At 48.5% G+C, this 19709-nt stretch carries 17 protein-coding genes and 1 pseudogene; 8 read left to right on the top strand and 10 right to left on the bottom strand.

Annotated features, from left to right (window positions below; all coding sequences use genetic code 11):
- Positions 1–4 precede the first annotated feature (4 nt).
- The 4 genes from LX24_RS03180 to LX24_RS03165 are packed head-to-tail and all read right to left on the bottom strand — an operon-like array spanning position 5 to position 3624.
- Entirely contained in the window at positions 5–1801 is a 1797-nt protein-coding gene (locus tag LX24_RS03180; RefSeq protein WP_166510677.1) for a MutS-related protein, read from the bottom strand.
- A 7-nt stretch (positions 1802–1808) separates the two neighbouring features.
- Entirely contained in the window at positions 1809–2927 is a 1119-nt protein-coding gene (locus LX24_RS03175) for an efflux RND transporter periplasmic adaptor subunit (RefSeq protein WP_243131592.1), read from the bottom strand.
- Positions 2927–3253, bottom strand: coding sequence for a hypothetical protein (locus tag LX24_RS03170; RefSeq protein WP_207706510.1), 327 nt, complete (start codon positions 3251–3253; stop codon positions 2927–2929). Before LX24_RS03170 ends, LX24_RS03175 begins: the two co-directional genes overlap by 1 nt.
- A complete protein-coding gene (locus LX24_RS03165) occupies positions 3211–3624 on the bottom strand; it encodes an ABC transporter ATP-binding protein (protein ID WP_243131591.1) in 414 nt (137 codons plus the stop codon). Before LX24_RS03165 ends, LX24_RS03170 begins: the two co-directional genes overlap by 43 nt.
- A 327-nt stretch (positions 3625–3951) precedes the next feature.
- Here LX24_RS03165 and LX24_RS03160 point away from each other — a divergent pair, with 327 nt between their 5' ends.
- The 8 genes from LX24_RS03160 (at position 3952) to LX24_RS03125 (ending at position 14376) form a co-directional block, all read left to right on the top strand.
- Positions 3952–4854, top strand: a complete 903-nt coding sequence (locus LX24_RS03160; protein ID WP_207706509.1) for a fumarylacetoacetate hydrolase family protein — start codon at positions 3952–3954, stop codon at positions 4852–4854.
- Positions 4855–4885: 31 nt separating this feature from the next.
- On the top strand, positions 4886–6004 hold the full coding sequence (locus tag LX24_RS03155; protein ID WP_166510676.1) for a M42 family metallopeptidase: 1119 nt from the start codon (positions 4886–4888) through the stop codon (positions 6002–6004).
- Between the two features lie 63 nt (positions 6005–6067).
- The gene (locus LX24_RS03150; RefSeq protein WP_166510675.1) at positions 6068–6241 is read left to right on the top strand and encodes a small, acid-soluble spore protein, alpha/beta type; all 174 of its coding nucleotides are present in this window, start codon (positions 6068–6070) and stop codon (positions 6239–6241) included.
- 159 nt (positions 6242–6400) lie between these two features.
- Positions 6401–7564 carry an iron-containing alcohol dehydrogenase gene (locus LX24_RS03145; RefSeq protein WP_166510674.1) on the top strand — a complete coding sequence of 388 codons (1164 nt, stop codon included), beginning with the start codon at positions 6401–6403 and terminating at the stop codon, positions 7562–7564.
- Positions 7565–7578: 14 nt separating this feature from the next.
- Positions 7579–9249 (top strand): GAF domain-containing sensor histidine kinase, encoded by a 1671-nt coding sequence (locus tag LX24_RS03140; RefSeq protein WP_207706508.1) that lies wholly within the window; start codon positions 7579–7581, stop codon positions 9247–9249.
- A 24-nt stretch (positions 9250–9273) separates the two neighbouring features.
- Complete coding sequence (locus LX24_RS03135) at positions 9274–10827, top strand: sigma-54-dependent transcriptional regulator (RefSeq protein WP_166510673.1); 1554 nt, start codon at positions 9274–9276, stop codon at positions 10825–10827.
- 343 nt (positions 10828–11170) lie between these two features.
- Positions 11171–12334: an iron-containing alcohol dehydrogenase gene (locus LX24_RS03130; RefSeq protein ID WP_166510672.1), complete on the top strand. Its 1164-nt coding sequence runs from the start codon at positions 11171–11173 to the stop codon at positions 12332–12334.
- Between the two features lie 314 nt (positions 12335–12648).
- Positions 12649–14376: an aldehyde ferredoxin oxidoreductase family protein gene (locus LX24_RS03125; protein WP_166510671.1), complete on the top strand. Its 1728-nt coding sequence runs from the start codon at positions 12649–12651 to the stop codon at positions 14374–14376.
- A 118-nt stretch (positions 14377–14494) separates the two neighbouring features.
- On the opposite strand, the gene eam is transcribed toward LX24_RS03125, so the two are convergent.
- The 6 genes and pseudogenes from eam to LX24_RS03095 all read right to left on the bottom strand — a co-directional run bounded on the left by eam (position 14495) and on the right by LX24_RS03095 (position 19656).
- Entirely contained in the window at positions 14495–15769 is a 1275-nt protein-coding gene (eam, locus tag LX24_RS03120; RefSeq protein WP_166510716.1) for a glutamate 2,3-aminomutase, read from the bottom strand.
- Between the two features lie 275 nt (positions 15770–16044).
- Positions 16045–16170 (bottom strand): annotated as a pseudogene (locus LX24_RS03115) (AMP-binding enzyme); the annotation flags it as partial.
- 217 nt (positions 16171–16387) lie between these two features.
- Positions 16388–16729, bottom strand: coding sequence for a P-II family nitrogen regulator (locus LX24_RS03110; RefSeq protein WP_243131598.1), 342 nt, complete (start codon positions 16727–16729; stop codon positions 16388–16390).
- A complete protein-coding gene (locus tag LX24_RS03105) occupies positions 16713–17447 on the bottom strand; it encodes a DUF1538 domain-containing protein (protein WP_166510670.1) in 735 nt (244 codons plus the stop codon). Before LX24_RS03105 ends, LX24_RS03110 begins: the two co-directional genes overlap by 17 nt.
- Entirely contained in the window at positions 17447–18139 is a 693-nt protein-coding gene (locus tag LX24_RS03100; RefSeq protein WP_166510669.1) for a DUF1538 domain-containing protein, read from the bottom strand. The genes LX24_RS03105 and LX24_RS03100 overlap by 1 nt, the downstream gene beginning before the upstream one ends.
- A gap of 194 nt (positions 18140–18333) precedes the next feature.
- Complete coding sequence (locus tag LX24_RS03095) at positions 18334–19656, bottom strand: amidohydrolase (protein ID WP_166510668.1); 1323 nt, start codon at positions 19654–19656, stop codon at positions 18334–18336.
- Positions 19657–19709: the final 53 nt, after the last annotated feature.

Raw genomic sequence — 19709 nt, 5'->3', positions numbered from 1 at the left:
TACCTCATATCCCTATACCAATAATCTTCATCAGGGCCAGTGCATTGGTGGATCTTGATACTCCGGGTTTAAGGCGATAATCAAAGGTTATATCCCGGCCGGTAATCTGATCCGTAAAATGATAGTTCCTAATCAAAGGTATTTCATTTTCCAGCCGGGCCAGCTCCAAATCGTGGGTGGACACCAATCCAACAGACCCCAGCTCATGTAAAGCTTTAATAACAGCTTTGGCGCCCGTAATTCTGTCCCTGGAATTGGTTCCTTTAAAGATTTCATCAATTAGGAAAATCATGGGCTTGCCGGTTTTGGCAGCGTCCACTATCAATTTGATGCGCAGTAGTTCCGCATAAAAAGTCGAGATGTTTTTTTCCAGGTTATCATTAATATGTATACTGGAATAAACATCCATCATGGAACAACTGAACCGCCCGGCGCATACCGGAGCGCCGGCATAGGCTAGTACCAAATTAATCCCCACTGTTCTAAGCAGGGTACTTTTGCCGGACATATTCGAACCAGTGATGAGTAAAACCGTGCCGGGTTCAGCCAGTTCAACATCATTACACACCCGTATTTCATCTTTAATCAGCGGGTGCCCCAGGATAGTGGCCTTTAATGCCGGCTTGGAACCGGTTATCTCCGGCATCGCCCAGCCGGGATGATCATGAACCAGACCAGCCAAACTGGATAATGCTTCAAACTCGGCAATTATTTCAATCCAGCCTCTTAAGGACCGGCCCGAGCTTTCTCTCCATTTTTCCAGCCTGATCACTGTTTGCAAATCCCATAACAAACCAATGTTGATGACGGGATGCAGGCTGGAGTAACGCATGCTGATCCTATCCATAATTTTAAAAAGCTGCCCAACCTGCCGGGATGGAGGTTCACCGCCCCCTATTAGCTTCCTTTTCAGGCTTTTCAACAGCGGCGTATTAAAGTTTTCTGTTTCAATACATACCAATTGGGCCGAGTAACGGTACAGCTCATTTACTGTATTACCTGTTTTTATAAATGTTTGATGAGCGGTTTTTTCCGTTAAAGTCACCACCAGTATCTGCAGAACAAAGGGGAAAACCCAGATATACGGGGGGATAAAATCAAAGTACCCCAATAGGGCTAAAATTAGGGTAACCAAAGGAATTACCGGCAGAAATAAAGTATATTTATTGGTGAATACCGGTTTTTCCTCCGCCCAGCCCAGCAGTTTTTCCAGATCACCGGCCTTTTTATCTTTATCCAGCAGCATACCGGTGGTCTGAAAATGCTGGCGCCAGTCAAAACGACGGCTTAACTCCTGGAGGGCCTGTTGGCGGCGGGCAATTTCCTCCAAACTGGACGGGGAAGTAAGCAATTGAGCCAGCCTGTTTTCACCAACCATAGTGGTGGCGGCGTTAATATACTGGAACAGGGAACCTTGCCCGAATATATTCAGATCAGAGGCATAACGGTGCTCGGGATCGATAAAACGCTCCCCGGTATCGGCAAACTCCCCCCATTTGCCCTCCAAGCGACGCAAACCTTTATCATTAATAGCTACCTGCGTTTCCAGATACTTAATTTCAGCTTTGATGCGGTTATGTTTTACTACCATGGCAATAAATATCAAAACCATTAAATCAATACAAATCAGGTAAAGTGGGTTTGCCAACCAGAAGGAGTAAGCGATGGATAAACCCGCCGCGGCCAAAAAAACCAGCGGGCGCAGGACCACAAACAATTCATTTTGTTTTTTTATTACGGACAGCTTTGCCGCTACCTTTTTCTTTTTAGCCTGATAAACTCTGTATATTGATTCATCCATTAATTCATCACCACCACCCCTTAACCCTGGCGTTTTCCTTTATGTTCAGGCTGCCGTCGCGGATAAGCATTTCTCCTGCCTTAAGCCCCCCGGTGACCTCAATATTTTCCCGGTCACTGATACCGGTTTGCACCCTCCTGTGCTCTGCACGGTTATCTGTTACCACCATTACTTCCTTGCCGCCATCCTCCAGGGCACGCACAGCTTCTAAGGGAATAACCGGTACATTATGCCTGGTGGCGGTTTCAATGGCCACCCTTACTTCATATCCCGGTTTCAGGTTGGCAAAGTCCTCCAAAGAGATAATTACGGGCACCCGTCTCTGGATCACTCCCAGAGCTGATTGTTTTTCCTCGGCCTGGGGGTATATTTCCCTGACTTCGCCGCCGAGCACCTTTCCACCCAGGACCGGGGCGGTAATCACTACGCGCTGTCCCGGTTCCACCTCGCCCAGGTCGTCACTCAGGATATCCGCCTTTACTTCCAACTGGCCGGTCATCGCCACGCTGGCCAGCAATGTACCCGGGCTTACCACCTCTTCCTGCCGGGCCAGCAAGCTTAATATAACTCCTTCCACCGGGCTTTGTAATGTCAACTGCCGGTCCTTGCGGTTAAGGTTATGCAATAATTGATTTAAACCCGCTTCCCGGGCTCTGGCGCTTTCCAGCAGTTGGGTCTGCTCCTGTAAACTCTGTTCCAGGGTTTCCACTTTAAACCGGGCAGCTTCAAAATCAACTTCAGCTACAGCCCCGGATGCAAAAAGTTCCCGAAGTCGTTCCAGGTAATTCGCAGCATTTTCCAACTCCAGCCGGGTGCGGTCCACAGCCGCCCGGGCGGCTGCAATTGAAGCCGCGGTTTGGTTTAATTGAGCCTGTGTATCGGCTATTTGCATATCCAGGTCCAGGTTTTCCAGCACCACCAAAACCTGGCCTTTATGCACCTGCTGGCCGATAACCACCGGCACCTGTATAACCCTGGCATTCTGGGTAGCCTGGAGGTCATACTTTGTGGAGGGCTGCACGTAGCCGGTATCTTCCACAACCCGGGTTATATCCCCTTTCACCACCCGAACCGTATCCGCCTCAATGCCTCTGCCTGTAATTGTTATTATGGCTGCCAAAGCCACTATTGAAACGATACCCACCGGCAGAAATATTTTTTTCCATTGTTAAGTTCATACTCCACGGGCAATGTATAACTGGTCAGGCGGGCGGTGGCCCGTTTATTGTGGTCATTAACCAGGGTAACATCTTTTTGTAAACGACCGGTCACTCCGGCCACCCCGGGTATGGTTTCAATTTGTTTGGTCACCTGCTGCGGGGCTTTAATCACATGAAAGTAATAATCCGCAAAATTATTGTCCTGATAAAACTTATCCTTGGCTGTATTTAAATTGTAATAGGCGGTGGTCATACTGATATAAACCGCGATACCCACCGTGACCACCGCCACCGCACATCCTCCACCACCAGTGGCTCGTCCACCAAGTCAGCGGCCAGTTCCACATTTTCCCTAGCCGTCAGATCCGGTATTAGATTGTAAAACTGAAATACAAAACCGATTTCATTTCTTCGGTAGTAAGTTAGCCGTTTATCACCGGCCCGGCTCAGGTTTTCATTCAAGAAAAACATTTCTCCCGTGGTGGGCAAATCCATCCCTCCCATGATATTAAGCAGGGTGCTTTTACCCGGGCCGCTGGGGCCCAGTATCACCAGTATTTCCCCCTGAAAAACATTCAGGGAAGTCTCTCTAAGGGCATTAACTTTAATTTCGCCCATATTGTATGTTTTGGTTACCCGGTCAAGCCTCATGAGTATATCCATGATGATGCCCCACATCCTTTATGTTTTTCCCCGTCAACCATCGGTCCAGGCTAATGCAATAACATCACTATTTTACTATTTAATCTCATATATTCGGAAACCTGTTAGAGTTTACCTGCCACAGATTATTTTTCCTTGTCAAAGGTTTATTTGAAAAGCAAGCTTTGGTGCCGGGTGTTGAAATCCTGGGCACAAAAGTCATGAAAGAAATTCATTCAGACTTTCAACACCCGGCACCGGCGTGTAAAACGCAAGCTGTTGCATTAATGTAATATAAACATTAATATACAACCATAGCTTATTATTAATTTGAAAGGGGGAAACCGCTTGTACCTGGCAACTTTCCTGTTTGAAGAACAGGTAAAAATAGGGGTATTAACCGGTGACCGCCGGCAAATCATACCCATAGAAAATATTATTCAACCTGAGCCGCCCCGCACTATGCTGGAACTTATAAAAACACTGGCCCGAAAAAATACCTCCGACGGTGAAGCCTGTATAAAGCAAATGCAAAAAGCAGCCGGGGAAAAGGACGGCCTATCAATTAGCAAGGTAAAAATAATGGCACCGATACCCCATCCTGAGCGGGGCGTCATCTGCCTGGGCAAAAACTATAAGGAACACGTGCAGGAAATAGCGGACGTCACTAAACAAGCGGCGGATATACCCAAATACCCGGTTTATTTTCATAAAATAGTTAATGAAGCGCCGGGTGATCAGGATTATATTCCCGCCCACAGCACCATCACCAAAGCCCTCGATTATGAAGTTGAACTGGCTGTTATTATCGGCAAAGAGGGCAACAATATACCGGTTGACAAGGCGGAGGAATACATATTCGGTTATACCATATTAAACGACATCACCGCCCGAGACTTGCAAAAACGGCACCAGCAGTGGTACAAAGGTAAAAGCCTGGACGGTACCTGTCCCATGGGGCCTTATATCGTTCATAAAAGTGCCGTGGAATTTCCCCCCGCGTTAAAAATACAGTGCTTTGTTAACGGAGAACTGCGCCAAAACGACAACACAAGCAACCTGATATATGATATCCCCTGCATTATCAGTGATTTTTCCCGGGGATTAACCTTAAAACCGGGGGATATTATATCCACCGGCACACCTTCGGGGGTAGGCATGGGATTTAAGCCCTTCAAGTTTTTGCAAAGCGGGGACAAAATTGAATGTTACATTGAAAAGATCGGCACGCTGACCAGCATTGTGAAATAGCATGAAAATCCACCAAGGAGATGATTATACTTTGACAGTTGGCATGGACAATGATGCACTGGAAAATGAAATTGTCGAACTGCTGCGGGAATTAATATCAGTGGCCGGGGTTACAGGTCTTGAGGACGCGGTCAGGGAAAAAATAACTGATTTGCTCCGGCCCACCGGGGCACATATCGGCACTGACCACATGGGCAACCTGTACGCCACTGTGCCCGGGAAAACAAAGGGCGGCAAACCTAACCGGGTGATGGTTTGTGCCCACATGGATGAAGTTGGTTACGTGGTTAGCAATATTGATGACCAGGGGTTTATTTATCTTTATCCCCTGGGCGGTATACCCGAATACCTGGGACCCGGCCAGTGGGTGTCGCTGCACACCGGTTCGGGTATCATCCAAGGCTGTGTGGGTATCCACCCGCCCCATTTGCCGGTGACGGGGCAGAAAGAAATGTTTGTAGATGTGGGGGCGCAAAACAGGGAAGAAGTGTTGCAAATGGGCATCTCCACGGGCACACCGGTCACCTTCAGCCGCGGATTCCACCGGCTCAACCGGAACCGGGTTATGGGACGGTGTATTGACGACAGGATGGGCTGCGCTATACTGATAGCCCTGTTACGCAGGTTGTCCGCCACTCCCATTGAAGCCGAAGTCACCGGGGTGTTCTCCAGTACCGAAGAGCACGGCATGATGCCAGGCAGCGATCCTTCCAACGTGCACGGCTCCCGCGGTGCCCTGGTGGCGGCCTTGAAGCTGCGCCCGGATTTTGCCGTGGTGGTGGATAGCATGGTATGCAGTGATATACCCGGCATCCCCCGGCACCAGCGCCAAATACGCCTGGGTCAAGGGGTGGCGCTACGCCTGGTGGACGACCTGGCCATCATGCGCTCCCCCATGCGAAAATTTTTAGAAAAAGTGGCCGGTTCCGCAGGTATTACCATCCAGAAGGGAATATCCCGTTCTTATACCGACACTTCAGTAATACAACTGCTGGATGTGCCGGTGGCCACCCTGGGCATACCGATGCGCTATGCCCATGCCCCGGCTCAAATTGCCGATACCCGTGATTTGGTACAAACCATTAATTTTATCCATGCCATTGCCCAAAATGCCGGACAATACCTGTCCGGCCACAGGCATAATATTTAGGTTGCGAAATATACTAACGATGGAACTTGCTATCCCTAAACACCCAAAGGAGGTAGGCTAATTATGGCCAGAAGGCGTGGCGGCGTTATGTCGGACAAGCTGAAGATGGAGTTAGCCGAAGAACTTGGGTTTGCCGATGTTGTTCGTGTAGAGGGCGGTTTCGGCAGCGTTTCGTCAAGAGACTGCGGCAATATGGTCCGCCTGGCTATACAAAGGGCAGAACAGTCACTGGTTTAGGGAAGCAGGTTGCGGGATGCGCTAAATAGCGCATCCTTTTTGCACTTATGTAGTGGAATTTTATACCCCCGTTAATTAATCTTTTGTTAACAAGTATAATCTGTTACAATAAGACTGTGTATCATTTTGGTACACAATTTAAAGATATGAGGTAGCGGCATGAACAGAACAAACATTGATATAATAAAATTCGTAGCTCCGGAAATAATCTTTGGCATGAACGCCATCAGCCAGATAGGCGAAAGCGCACTGCGCCTGGGTGCCAGAAAACTCTTTGTGGTCACGGACCAGGGTTTAATGGAGCATAGCTGGATAAAAAAAGTTTTATTTTATTTGGAACAGGCGGGATTGGAATACCAGGTCTGGAGCGAGATCACCAGTAACCCCAAGGATACCGAGGTAGCCAAAGGGAGCGAGCAATACCTGGCATCCAAATGTGATGCCATAATGGCCGTGGGGGGAGGCAGCCCCATTGACGCGGCCAAGGCCGTGGCCACTGTCGCCACCAACGGCGGTAGAATTCAGGATTACGAAGGCATAAACAAAATTACCCGACCGCTACCGCCCATGCTTATGGTGCCCTCTACGGCCGGTTCGGGCTCCGAGGTATCACAATTTGCCATTATAGTGGACAAACAGCGCAAGAAAAAAATGGCCATTATATCCAGATCACTGGTGCCGGATATTGCCATCATCGACCCGCAGCTACTGCAAACCAAAGGCGCCAGGCTTACCGCGGCCACCGGGGTGGATGCTTTAAGCCACGCCATCGAATCATATGTTTCGCTGGCGGCCAACCCGCTATCCGATGTCCGGGCCCTGGAGGCCATCCGGCTGATAGCTGGAAACTTGCGGGAATCGGTGGCCTGCCGGACCAACATGCAGGCCAAGTCCGCCATGTCCATGGCCAGCCTGCAAGCCGGGCTCGCCTTTTCCAATGCCATACTGGGAGCCACCCATGCCATGACCCACCAGGTGGACGGTCTGCTGGATTTGCACCACGGCGAAACCAACGCTGTTTTGCTTCCCCATGTGATGGAATTTAACCTGATATCCTGCGCCGATAAATACCGCCAGGTGGCCATAGCCATGGGGGAAAACGTAGACGGCCTCAGCAAACAGGACGCAGCCCACAAGGCTATTGATGCCGTTCGCCGCCTGGTGCGGGATATCGGCATCAACTACGGGCTTTCCAACATGGGCTTCAGGGAGGAATATATACCCGAGCTGAGTAAAAATGCCCTGCATGACGCTTGTATCATAACCAATCCCAGGGATGCCGACGCGGAAGATTTGGCCCGTATTTTCTACAAGGCTATGTAAGGGGGGGGTTAAAGATGGGAAACCGGTACCTGATCAATGAAAAAAAACATTTAATTGAACAATTGACCGGCATCCATTCCTCCAAGATAAATTATTATTTGGAGGTAAAAAAGAGTAATGAAGAAATTGTCAAGCAAAACAACCAGCTGGAAATCATTCACCAGATTATTAAAGATATTAATATCGACATGTCGCTGGCGGATATTATCGAACGAGTATACCAGCGCCTGCCGCTGGTGATTTACTGCGACTTTTTAGGGCTGGCCCTTCAGCGGGACAATGATTTAATAATGACGGCCATGATTCCCCACTGCCGCTGTATTAACCGCCCCGTACCACATAAATCACTGCTGTGGCAGGCGGTACAGGAAAGGGAGAGCAAAGTATTTTCACTCACCGAAAAAGATCGTAACGAAGAGGTTCTCCCGCCCCTGGAGAAGTTGAACATAGCATCCCTGGCCCTGGACCCGCTTATTGTCAAGGGTAACGTAATTGGCGTGCTGGTGATTGGCAGTCACCGGGAAAACGCATACTCCAAAGATGAGGCCAGGTTTACCAGGCAACTGGCCGACCAGCTTGCCATATGCATAGAAAACGCCCGTCTTTACGAGCAAGTATTAAACAGCAAAACAGAATGGGAAGAAACTTTTCGCTCCCTCACCGATCCCATTTTATTAATTGACCGTAACTACAATATCATCCGGTGCAACAACCGCCTGGATGGATTGCCGGGCAAAAACACCGGTAAACCGGTAAAAAGCAAGTGTTATCATTATGTGTGGGGAAGGGATACCAAATGTGAGTTTTGCTTGATGGATGAAGTTTACCGGAACCGGGTTCCCGCTTACCGGCGCATCCAACTGGAGTCCGGTAAAACTTACGATGTGCACTATTACCCCATTTTCAAACAAAACCGGGAAATTAACTCGGTAATCCATCACATCAAAGATATTACCGAGCAGGTTAAAATGGAAGCCCAGTTAATGCAATCGGACAAGCTGGCGGCCATCGGGGAAATGGCCGCAGGGGTAGCCCACGAGCTAAACAGCCCTCTGACCGTAATTATAGGCAATTCCCAGATCATCTTGCGGGACGACGGTATGGAAAAAAACAACAATGTGGAACTGCTACAGGATATCATCAACTGCGGGCTGCGCTGCAAAAAAATAATTCAAAACCTGTTAACTTTTGCCCGGCAGGACCAGCGACCCATGACAAGTACCAACCTTAACAAAGTTGTGGAAAGTGTGCTGCCTTTAATACGGTATCAAATCAACCAAAACAATATTAATCTTAAGCTGAACCTCGCCCCAAACCTCCCGAATATACTGGCCAATGAACAACAGCTGGACCAGGTGCTGGTTAATTTGCTGCTAAACGCCAGGGACGCGCTGGAAAACAAGCCCGGGGATAAAACAATAACCATCACCACCACGGTGAGAAAAAGCGAGAACGGTGATTATGTAACCGCCACGGTTACTGATAATGGTGACGGCATTGCCGCAGAAAATATATTGAAAATTTTTAACCCGTTTTTCACCAGCAAAGAGGCCCATAAAGGTACCGGGTTGGGTTTATCGGTAAGCCTGGGTATAGCCGAAGCCCACGGAGGCACCATTGATGTAACCAGCACACCCGGTCAAGGCAGTTGCTTCACTCTGGCTATCCCGGTGAAACACCAGTAATTTTAGTAAGGGAGGTGATCTACCTTGGCCCCCGGTGAAAATATTTTAGTAATCGATGATGAAGTGGAAGTGGGCAGTTTTTTTCGCCGCCTGCTGCAAAGAAAGGGTTTTAAAGTCAGCCTCGCCCACACCGGTGGCGAAGCAATGCGTTTAATTGATACCATCAATTTTGCCGTGGCTTTGATTGACCTGAAGCTGCCCGACACCAACGGGTTAATATTACTGCAATATTTAAAAAATAACCAGCCCGATTGTGAAGCCATAATTATGACGGGCTACAGCACCACCCGCACCGCAGTCAAGGCCATACAATTGGGTGCTTTTGACTATATAGAAAAACCCTTTGAGGATATCACCGAAATAGAGGATTTAATATGCAAAGCACTGGACTACGGTCACCGGACAACTGATAAGATTTCAGGCCGGCCCGAATGGGGCACCACCGCCGAAAAAGTCGGTTTTATAGTGGGAAAAACCCCCAAAATGATACGTCTGGCCACAATTGCGGATAAAATTGCCAAAAAAAATATTAATGTTTTGATCCGGGGTGAAACCGGCACCGGCAAGGAGATACTGGCCAGGTTTATTCACGCTGGCAGCCCCCGCCACCAACAAGCATTTGTTCCCATAAACTGCGGTGCCCTGCCTGAAAATTTACTGGAAAGTGAGCTTTTCGGCCATGAAAAGGGCTCCTTCACCGGAGCTTCGTATATGCGCCGTGGCATTTTTGAAATTGCCAATAACGGCTCACTTTTCCTGGATGAAATAGGGGAGGCCAACCCGTCCATTCAGGTTAAATTACTGCGGGTCCTGGAAACGGGCGAGTTCGTGCGCGTTGGGGGTGAAAAACCAGTAAAATCCGACGTGCGCATTATTGCGGCCACCAACGTAAACTTGGAAAAGGCCGTCCGGGAAAAGCTTTTTCGGGAGGATTTATTTTACAGGTTGGATGTGGTAAGATTAGAATTGCCGCCGCTGCGGGAAAGAAAAGAAGATATCCCCATGCTGGTCAACCATTTTATCACCAACTTCAATGCCAAAGCACACAGGGCGCCGCAGGTATCCCCCGAAGCCATGCTTATACTGCAAGATCACAACTGGCCCGGTAATATAAGGGAGCTGGTTAATATTGTGGACCAGGCCGTTGCACTGTGCGATGGCAACATGATTCTACCCACGCATTTACCCGAAAGAATACGACAATCAGCGAGCAACTCCTATACTACAGCGCCCCCCACCACCACCGGTAATCGCTGGCCGGGCCTTGAAGGCCAATCAATTTTGGAAACACTGGAAAAAATGACCCAAGAGAATGGGTGGGCACAAAAACTCAACAAGGATAACGTGATAAGGGCCTACCGCCTTACCACACAAATTAAAGACAAACTGCTTAACCGCATGCAAGAGCTTTCTATTCCCGGCCCACTACCGCCCAGCCTCGAGGAAGTGGAAGTGGAAACCATCACCCGCACCCTGGCTTATTACGACGGCAATATAACCACCGCTGCACGCTCCCTGGGCATCGGAAGAAATACACTGTACAGAAAAATTAAAGAATACGGCATAGACATCAAGTAAATTATAAGAAACCGCCAACCTGTCACCAGGTCGGCGGTTTTCTTTTGCATTAAGTTCTGTAGCAACCCCATTAAATACACGATTATCTATCTGTATCATTTCGACACTTTTGTTCCACAATTACACTCCTTCGGAACATTCATTATTAGCTGGCAGTTTCATTTTGGATCTTTATTCAAAAGATTATAAATTAATTTGATTTCTTTTATACTATCAAAAAAATCAAACACTTGATTTAACTGAACTGGCACGACAATTGCAAATAAAAATACTCAAAAAAAAAATAATAGTAGGTAAATTGCAAATACCTGCTATTAACTAAAAAAAGGAGGAATATTTTACAATGGCATTAGGAGAACAAGTTTTTGGTTACTTCATCCCTACTGTTAACCTCATGGGCGTAGGTTCCCACAAGGAAACCACCAACCAGGTAAAAGTAATGGGTGGCACCAATGCGCTTATCGTGACCGATGCTTACCTGGCCAAATCAGGCATGGCCGATGAAATTAAGGGCCTGGTGGAAGCCGCCGGTGCCAAAGCCATAGTATGGGGCGGTGCCGAGCCCAACCCCACCGACATAAACGTGCATGACGGGCTAAAAGTATTCCAGGACAATAATTGCGACATGATCATTTCCCTGGGTGGCGGTAGTTCCCACGACTGCGCCAAAGGTATCGGCATTGTGGCCACCAACGGCGGTAATATTCGCGATTATGAAGGGGTGGACAAGTCTTCCAAGGCTATGCCTCCGTTCATCGCCATCAACACCACTGCCGGGACAGCCAGTGAGATGACCCGCTTCTGTATTATCACCGATACCGATCGGAAAGTTAAAATGGCCATTGTTGACTGGCGGGTTACCCCCAACGTAGCCATTAATGACCCCCTGTTGATGGTAGGCATGCCCCCGGCACTCACTGCAGCCACCGGTATGGATGCTCTGACCCACGCCGTAGAGGCCTATGTTTCCACCGCCGCCACACCGGTCACCGACTCAGCAGCGTTAATGGCCATCAAATTGATCTCCGAAAACCTGCGCGCCGCGGTAGCCAACGGAACCAACATGGTGGCCCGGGATAAGATGGCCTATGCTGAATTCCTTGCCGGTATGGCTTTCAATAACGCCAGCTTGGGCTATGTACACGCCATGGCTCACCAACTGGGTGGTTTCTATAATCTGCCCCACGGCGTATGCAATGCCATTTTACTGCCCCATGTTTGCCAGTTCAACCTGATTTCCGCCCCCGAACGTTTTGCCGACATAGCACAGGCCATGGGCGAAAACATCGATGGACTCAGCACCCGGGCAGCCGCCGACGTAGCCATTGAAGCCATCAAGCAGCTTTCAGTGGATGTGGGTATTCCCACCGGATTGGCTCAACTGAATGTACAGGAAAAGGATATTCAGATCATGGCCGAAAACGCTATGAAAGACGCCTGTTCCCTGACCAACCCGCGTCTGGCCACCCTGGATGACGTAATGCAAATTTACCGCAATGCCATGTAGTAGTAAATTATAAAATAATATTTTTAGTTAAATAACACCCTGTTCCGTTATGGAACGGTTGACCCACTTCAGAACGCCGCCGTTGTGCATTTTTAATGCATAACGGCGGCGTTGTGTTATTAATTTACATATTGGCGGGATTACCCTTTAAAAAAAGTGCGTAATTACTGCAATTTTCAATCACTCAGAGCATTGGCATGATTATTGCGTGTATAGTTTACAAGAAGTCAATCCAGCGTATGCTATGTTGTTTACTACCAGCGGAAATTTACCTTATAAATTAATCCATTATGTATTTAGAAGGAGGATAATTTATGCAAAAAATTATCAGAGTTAACATGACCAAAAGAGAATTCACCACCGAGGATGTGCCGGAAAAATATATCACCTTGGGCGGCCGGGCGTTAACATCGCAGTTGGTTGCCGACGAAGTACCAGCCACCTGCAATGCCCTTGGCGAGTTAAACAAACTGGTCATCGCTCCCGGTTTACTGTCCGGCACCCAGGCCCCTTCCTCCGGTCGCCTTTCGGTGGGTGGCAAAAGCCCGCTAACCGGTGGCATTAAAGAGGCCAACGCCGGCGGCATTACATCACAAAAACTGGCCAACCTGGGCATTAAGGCCATCATCATTGAAGGTAAACCTGCCGACAAAGGTTTTTCACTGCTCAAAATCACCCCGGAGGGCATAGAAATGCTGCCTGCCGATGATTTAGCCGGCAAGGGTACCTATGAAACAACCGCTATCTGTAAACAACGCTTTGGCGAAAAGGTTGGCGTCATCACCATCGGCCCGGCCGGTGAAATGCTGATGCCTTCCGCCGGAGTTACCAATAACGACCTCGAGGGCAACAGCAGCCGGTACGCCGGTCGCGGCGGCCTGGGTGCTGTTATGGGTTCCAAGGGGTTAAAGGCCATTGTGGTGGACAGCCCCAAAACATTTGATGCCCCGGTACAAGATCCCGAGCGTTTTAAGGCAGCGGCCAAAAAATTTGCCAAAATACTGCTGGACCACCCGGTATGCGGCCAGGGTCTGCCCGCATACGGAACCAACGTGCTAATGAACATTATTAACGAGGCCGGCGCTCTGCCCGTGCGGAACTTCTCCCGTGGCCGGTTTGACAAGGCCAGTGAGGTTAGCGGCGAAAAGCTGGCCGAGGTGGCCAACGCCAGGGGCGGCAAAGCCACCCATGCCTGCCACCCGGGTTGTGTAATGCGTTGCTCCAACGTTTATCCCATGCCGGACGGCAAAGAATGCTCCCCCATTGAATACGAAACCGCCTGGTGCTTCGGTCCCAACCTGGAAATTAGCGACCTGGACGTGGTTGCCAAGCTGAATTACATCTGCAACGACGTGGGTCTGGACACCATTGAAGCTGGCTGCACATTGGGCGTGTTGGCCGAAGCCGGTGTTATCCCCTTTGGCGACGGAGCTGCCGCCATTGCCGCCCTGGAAGAAGTGGGCAAAGGCACCCCGCTGGGCCGGATCATCGGTAGCGGCGCTGCCAACACCGGAAAAGTGTTTGGTGTTACCAGGGTTCCCGCAGTAAAGGGGCAAGGCATTCCGGCTTACGACCCGCGGTCCTGCAAAGGTAACGGTGTAACATATGCCACCACCACCATGGGCGCAGACCATACCGCAGGGTACGCTGTTACAGCAAACATTCTGAAGGTTGGCGGGTTTGTCGATCCCACCAAAAAGGATGGACAAGTGGAACTTTCCCGCAACTTGCAGATAGCCACCGCGGCTATAGATGCCTCCGGCCTGTGCCTGTTCGTAGCCTTTGCCGTGCTGGATAACCCAGAAGGACTGCCCACCATCGTGGAAATGCTCAATGCCCAGTATGGCACTGAATTGACGGTGGACGATGTTATAGCCCTGGGTCAAAACATACTTAAAACAGAACGGCAATTTAACAAGGAAGCCGGGTTCACCAAGGCCGACGACAGGTTGCCCGAATTCTTTACCAGGGAACAGTTCAGCCCCCATAACACCACGTTTGATGTGACCGGCGAAGAATTGGACGAAGTTTATAACTTCTAATAACCGCCCTCGCTCTCGATTAAAAAAACCCTATACACTTCAAAACCCCTGTTCTGCACCAAGAACAGGGGTCCTTTTTGGGGGCACTTATTTGCATTTAACTATGCTTATACTATTCTCAAAAAACTGCTTCATGTTCATGAATGGTATAATCCACCGCCAGTTGTTCGCTATCCCTTGCGACATACCCACCGTTGTAACAACGGAAAACCTTTCCTTCCCAGGTTCTAATCATTACGTGCTCCTTTTCCACAGATAACAGGTACTGGGGAAGCAGCGGTGTTTTGCCGGCGCCACCGGGCGCATTAATAATATACCAGGGCACGGCCAGGCCCGATGTATAGCCGCGCAGGTTTTCCATAATCTCCAATCCTTCTTGAATAGTGGGCACAAAATGGGTTGTACCCTTTACAGGCTTGGCATGAAAAATATAATACGGCCTGACATGTATCTTAAGCAGCTCATGGTTTAACTTTTTCATTACGTGCGGGTCATTATTAACCCCTTTAAGCAATACAGCCTGGTTACCCAGCGGTATACCTGCCTTGGCCAGCCTCCGGGTAGCCTTTAACGCTTCCCGGGTTACTTCCATGGGGTGGTTAAAGTGAGTATTCACGTAAATGGGATGGTGCTTCTCCAACATACGGCAAAGCTCAGGTGTAATGCGCTGAGGCATGGTCACCGGAACACGGCTGCCTATACGCTTTATTTCCACATGTTCAATGCTGTCCAACTCAGTAAGTATCCAATCCAACCACTCATCGGACAATGTCAGCGGATCACCGCCCGTAATTAACACATCTCGCACCTCGGGATTGGCCCGGATGTAATCGATGGCTGCCTTGACATCCTCCACCGGTGCAGGCCTGTCTACTTCACCTATATTGCGCCTGCGCTGGCAGTGCCGGCAGAACATGGCACACTGGTTGGTTACATTTATTATCAACCGGTCAGCATAACGGCGGGTAATCCGAGGGGCGGGTGAAGTGTATTCCTCGGCCATGGGATCTTCCTTACCCCAACTATCACGAATTTCCCATATACTTGGTATACCCTGCATCCTCACCGGACATCGGGGATTGTCCGGCTGCATAAGGCTTAAATAATATGGTGAAACTGCCCAGCGAAATTTTTTGCTGACAAATTCAATATGCCCGGCTTCTTCATCGGTCAACGGCATAAGCCGCCTTAATTTTCTGACATCACTGATTCTGTTGCGCATTTGCCAGCGCCAGTTTTGCCAGTCTGCCTCAGTAGCTCCAAAAAAGCTTAATATCTGCCTTTTTCTCAGCTGGTACTGCTCTTCTAATTTGAATCCCGTTGGAATGTGCTTGACGGCCTCCAGATAATCTTCAATACGGTGTTTCAATTCCTCCGCTCTCTTAACAGCCATGCAGCGTTTCTCATTTTCCGGATGCACTAATAAATTATTCTTTAAACCTTCCAATAATCCCCACCTCCACGTGGTATTAATTAACATAAAATAAATATACATGCAACACACTATTATGAACCAATAAGTTGTTTGTTGATACACAACTTGTTCACTATTTATATTATAGCAATAATCTGTTTACGTGGAAAGGTAATTTTAACAGTATGCCCGTAAAAAAAACAACCGCAATCTGTACGTTAAAATAGATTAGCGGTTGCCCACTACCATAAAGTTTAGTCGCGCAGTAAGCGTCGCAATACTTTACCTACGGCAGATTTGGGTAACTGATCCCGAAACTCCACAATCCTGGGTACTTTGTATGCCGCCAGTTTGGTGCGGCAATAAGTAATTATATCTTCCCCATATATATCGACATGTTCATGATACAGGAAATGTTTAATAATTATTATTTAAATAAAAAAGCAGGGAAAATGCTACTAAAAGTTTTAAAATGTTTTATTTGCATGGTAAATATAAAATTCCCCGCCACACAATAAAAATCAGACGGGGAATTCTATGCTTGCATATTTATATCATTGTAGAATATAACAATCTGCATCGCCACAATAAATAGCGCTAAAAACATTTATCCTCAATTAAAGATACAATACCAACCACTTTATCAACATCTATGACAAACCCAACGCCTGTGCCCGGCTTTTGCAATTGCCCGGCTTCAACTATTGCTTCCAGCACTGCGTCGGTCTTATCCTTGTGGATCAGAGTTAGTATTATATCCTTTTCGGGCTCGATGGGAATGCCCAACAGCTTCTTTTGTTCGTGAATGCCAATGCCCCGTCCGCCCAGAACAGTACCTCCCCTGGCGCCCGCCTGTTTGGCGGCCTTTATGACCTTTTCGGCCCAACCTTTTTTAACAATGGTTACAATCAATTGATGATCTTTACTGACCTTCATCATCAAGGCTCCTTCCTCCATAAATCAGACCAAGGGTTAATACAGATAGTATCGGCGCCAGAGCCACCAAAGAAATCAGTCCAAAGCCATCCAGTAGCGGATCCCTTCCAGGTATCCCTGTTGCTATACCTACGGCCAGCGCCATTATGAAAGTGACCGTCATGGGACCGGTGGCCACACCGCCGGAATCAAAAGCCACCGCAACAAAAGTCGGGGACGAAAATTTTAATATAATCATAGCAATGATGTAACCGGGAAGCAAAAGGTAAATTAAAGGAATACCGTACACTATCCTGGCCATAGCCAAACCAACCGATACCGCCACTCCCACAGATAAAGTGTACAGCATTACCCGCTGGGATATAAAACCACCGGATACCTTTTCCACCTCGTAATTGAGTACCCGAACGGCTGGTTCCGCCACCACAACCACAAAACCCAGCATAACGCCGATGGGAATCACCACCCAGTTATAGGGTAGTCGCCCCAATTGTTCACCCATAGCACTGCCGGCCGGGAAAAAACCTACCTGTACTCCCTGCAGGAAAAAAGCTATTCCCACCAAAGATAATACCATACCGGTGAGGATTTGTTTAATCTTTTCTAGCGGTAACCTTAATAAAAATAAATGAAAAACTAAAAAAATGGCCAACAAAGGCAGCATGGCCAGGGCCACTTCCTGCATTATATGCCCGAATCCCTGAAAAACTTGAATTTCCATTACGCATAAATCACCCCCAAAAGCATAACCGCGATGATGGGACCCACAGAAGCAAGGGCCACCAAACCGAAACTGTCGCTAAGGGAACTTTTCCCACCAAGAACCGAGGTTATACCAACCCCCAAAGCCATAATAAAGGGGACGGTCATTGGCCCGGTGGTCACACCGCCGGAATCGAAAGATACGGGCACAAAATGCTCCGGCACAAAGGAGGATAAAATAAAAACCGCCACATAGCAACCAATAAGTAAAAAGCTCATTGGAATACCCAATACAATCCTGGCCACGGCAATGGTCATAAAAACACCAACACCCATGGCTACAAAGGTAATAATAATACTTTTATTAACTTCACCGTTGGAAACAAAATCAATTTGTTGGGCCAAAACCCGCACATCCGGTTCGGCTACAGTAACGGCAAAGCCCAGGAACATGGCAAAAATCATAAGTAACCATATGGAACCCCGCTGGGGTAACTCAGAGCCGATAATCTCGCCCAATGGCAGCACACCTATTTTTACTCCAATTAAAAACAACCCCAGACCAAAGGATACTAAAACTACACCAACAATAAATTGTGCCACCATGGGAACCGGATTTTCGAACAATAACAATTGCAAAATAACAACCAGAACCGCAATCGGCAATACAGCCTGAATCACTTCCCTGGCAATGTCCTTAATTTCATCCATTTATTACCTCCATAATTAGTTAATTAGAGCAGGTTTAAGAAAATAAACTATATATTTTAAACTATTTATCACGAAATGTCTATATTAATTTTATAATATAGCAATACAATTCGTCAAGAAAGCAATTGCAAGGAGACGGCAGAATAAAAACCGGAGCTTATCAATGCACCCCGGTTTTATTAACTAATAATAAATTAACCATTGCCATTATTAGCACTTCGCTGCACCAGTTCCTCGGCACATTTGTGAGCCCGCGCCATAATTGCATCCTCATCCAGCGTCAATATGCGGCGGTTTTCCATAACCACCCGTCCATCAATAATTACGGTATGCACATCCGCTGACGAGGCGGCGTAGGCAATATGGGCATAAATATCAAACAGCGGGTACAGGTGCGGTTTGTGCATATCCATTAAAATGATATCAGCTTTAAGCCCGCTCACCAGACGGCCGATTTGATCTTGCATACCCAGGGCCAAAGCTCCCCCGGCGGTGGCCATGTACAAAGCCTGATAGGCTGGTAAGGCACTGGCGTCGCCGGTATACAGCTTTTGCAGGAAGGCCGCGGTCCTTATTTCCTCCAGCATATCCAGGTTATTGTTACTGGAAGCACCGTCGGTACCCAGACCAACCACCGCGCCCTTTTCCAGCAAACGGGTCACCGGAGCTACTCCGCTGGCCAGTTTCATATTGCTCTGGGGGTTATGGGCTATACCCACCCGGCGCCGCACTAAAATATCCATATCGCTGTCGCTCAAGTGTACACAGTGGGCAGCCAGTACGGGTAACTCAAAAAGCCCCACTTCTTCCAGCAAAGCGACCGGAGTTTTGCCGTACTTTTCGTTGATTTCTTTAATCTCATCCTTAGTTTCGGCCACGTGAATGTGGATACCCACACCCAGTTCCCGGGCCGCAGCTATCACCTTTTTTAAAAACTCCGGCGGGCAGGTATATGGAGCATGGGGACCGAACATGGTGGTCACTCGCCCGCCGGCACCGCCGTGCCATTCTTTGATAAACTCCACACTTTCTGCCAGTGCCTTTTCCCCCCGGGCACCAAAGCCAATCATCCCCCGGCTGAGATTTGCCCGCATGCCTGACTCGTCTACGGCCTGGGCCACCCGGCCCATGGCATCATACATATCGGCAAAGGTGGTGGTGCCGCCCCGAATCATTTCCGCACAGCAAAGGAGCGTGCCCCGGTAAATATCCTCCGGGGTCAGGAGCGCCTCCAGAGGCCAAATTTTTTCATTCAGCCACTGCATTAAGGGCAGGTCATCGGCATAACCCCGAAAAAGCGTCATGGCCGCGTGGGTGTGGCAGTTGACAAACCCGGGCATGGCCACCATCCGGGGGTAATCCAGCACCCTCTCCGGTGTAAAATCCCCCGGTGTGGAACCCGCGGGTCCCACGTGGTATATAATATCATCCCGGACCGCAATTTCACCGCCCTTGATAATACCATCCTCGCCGTCCATGGTTAAAACAGCCATACATTTAACCAGTAAATCCGCCATAAATAACCTCCTTTGGGGTTAAGCTTAAACTTTATTAAACTAACTTAAAACTT

Source organism: Desulfallas thermosapovorans DSM 6562, assembly GCF_008124625.1.
Classification (GTDB): Bacteria; Bacillota; Desulfotomaculia; order Desulfotomaculales; family Desulfallaceae; genus Sporotomaculum; species Sporotomaculum thermosapovorans.
Note: the sequence above shows the minus strand (reverse complement) of the source record. Positions and strands in the feature narration are given on the sequence as shown.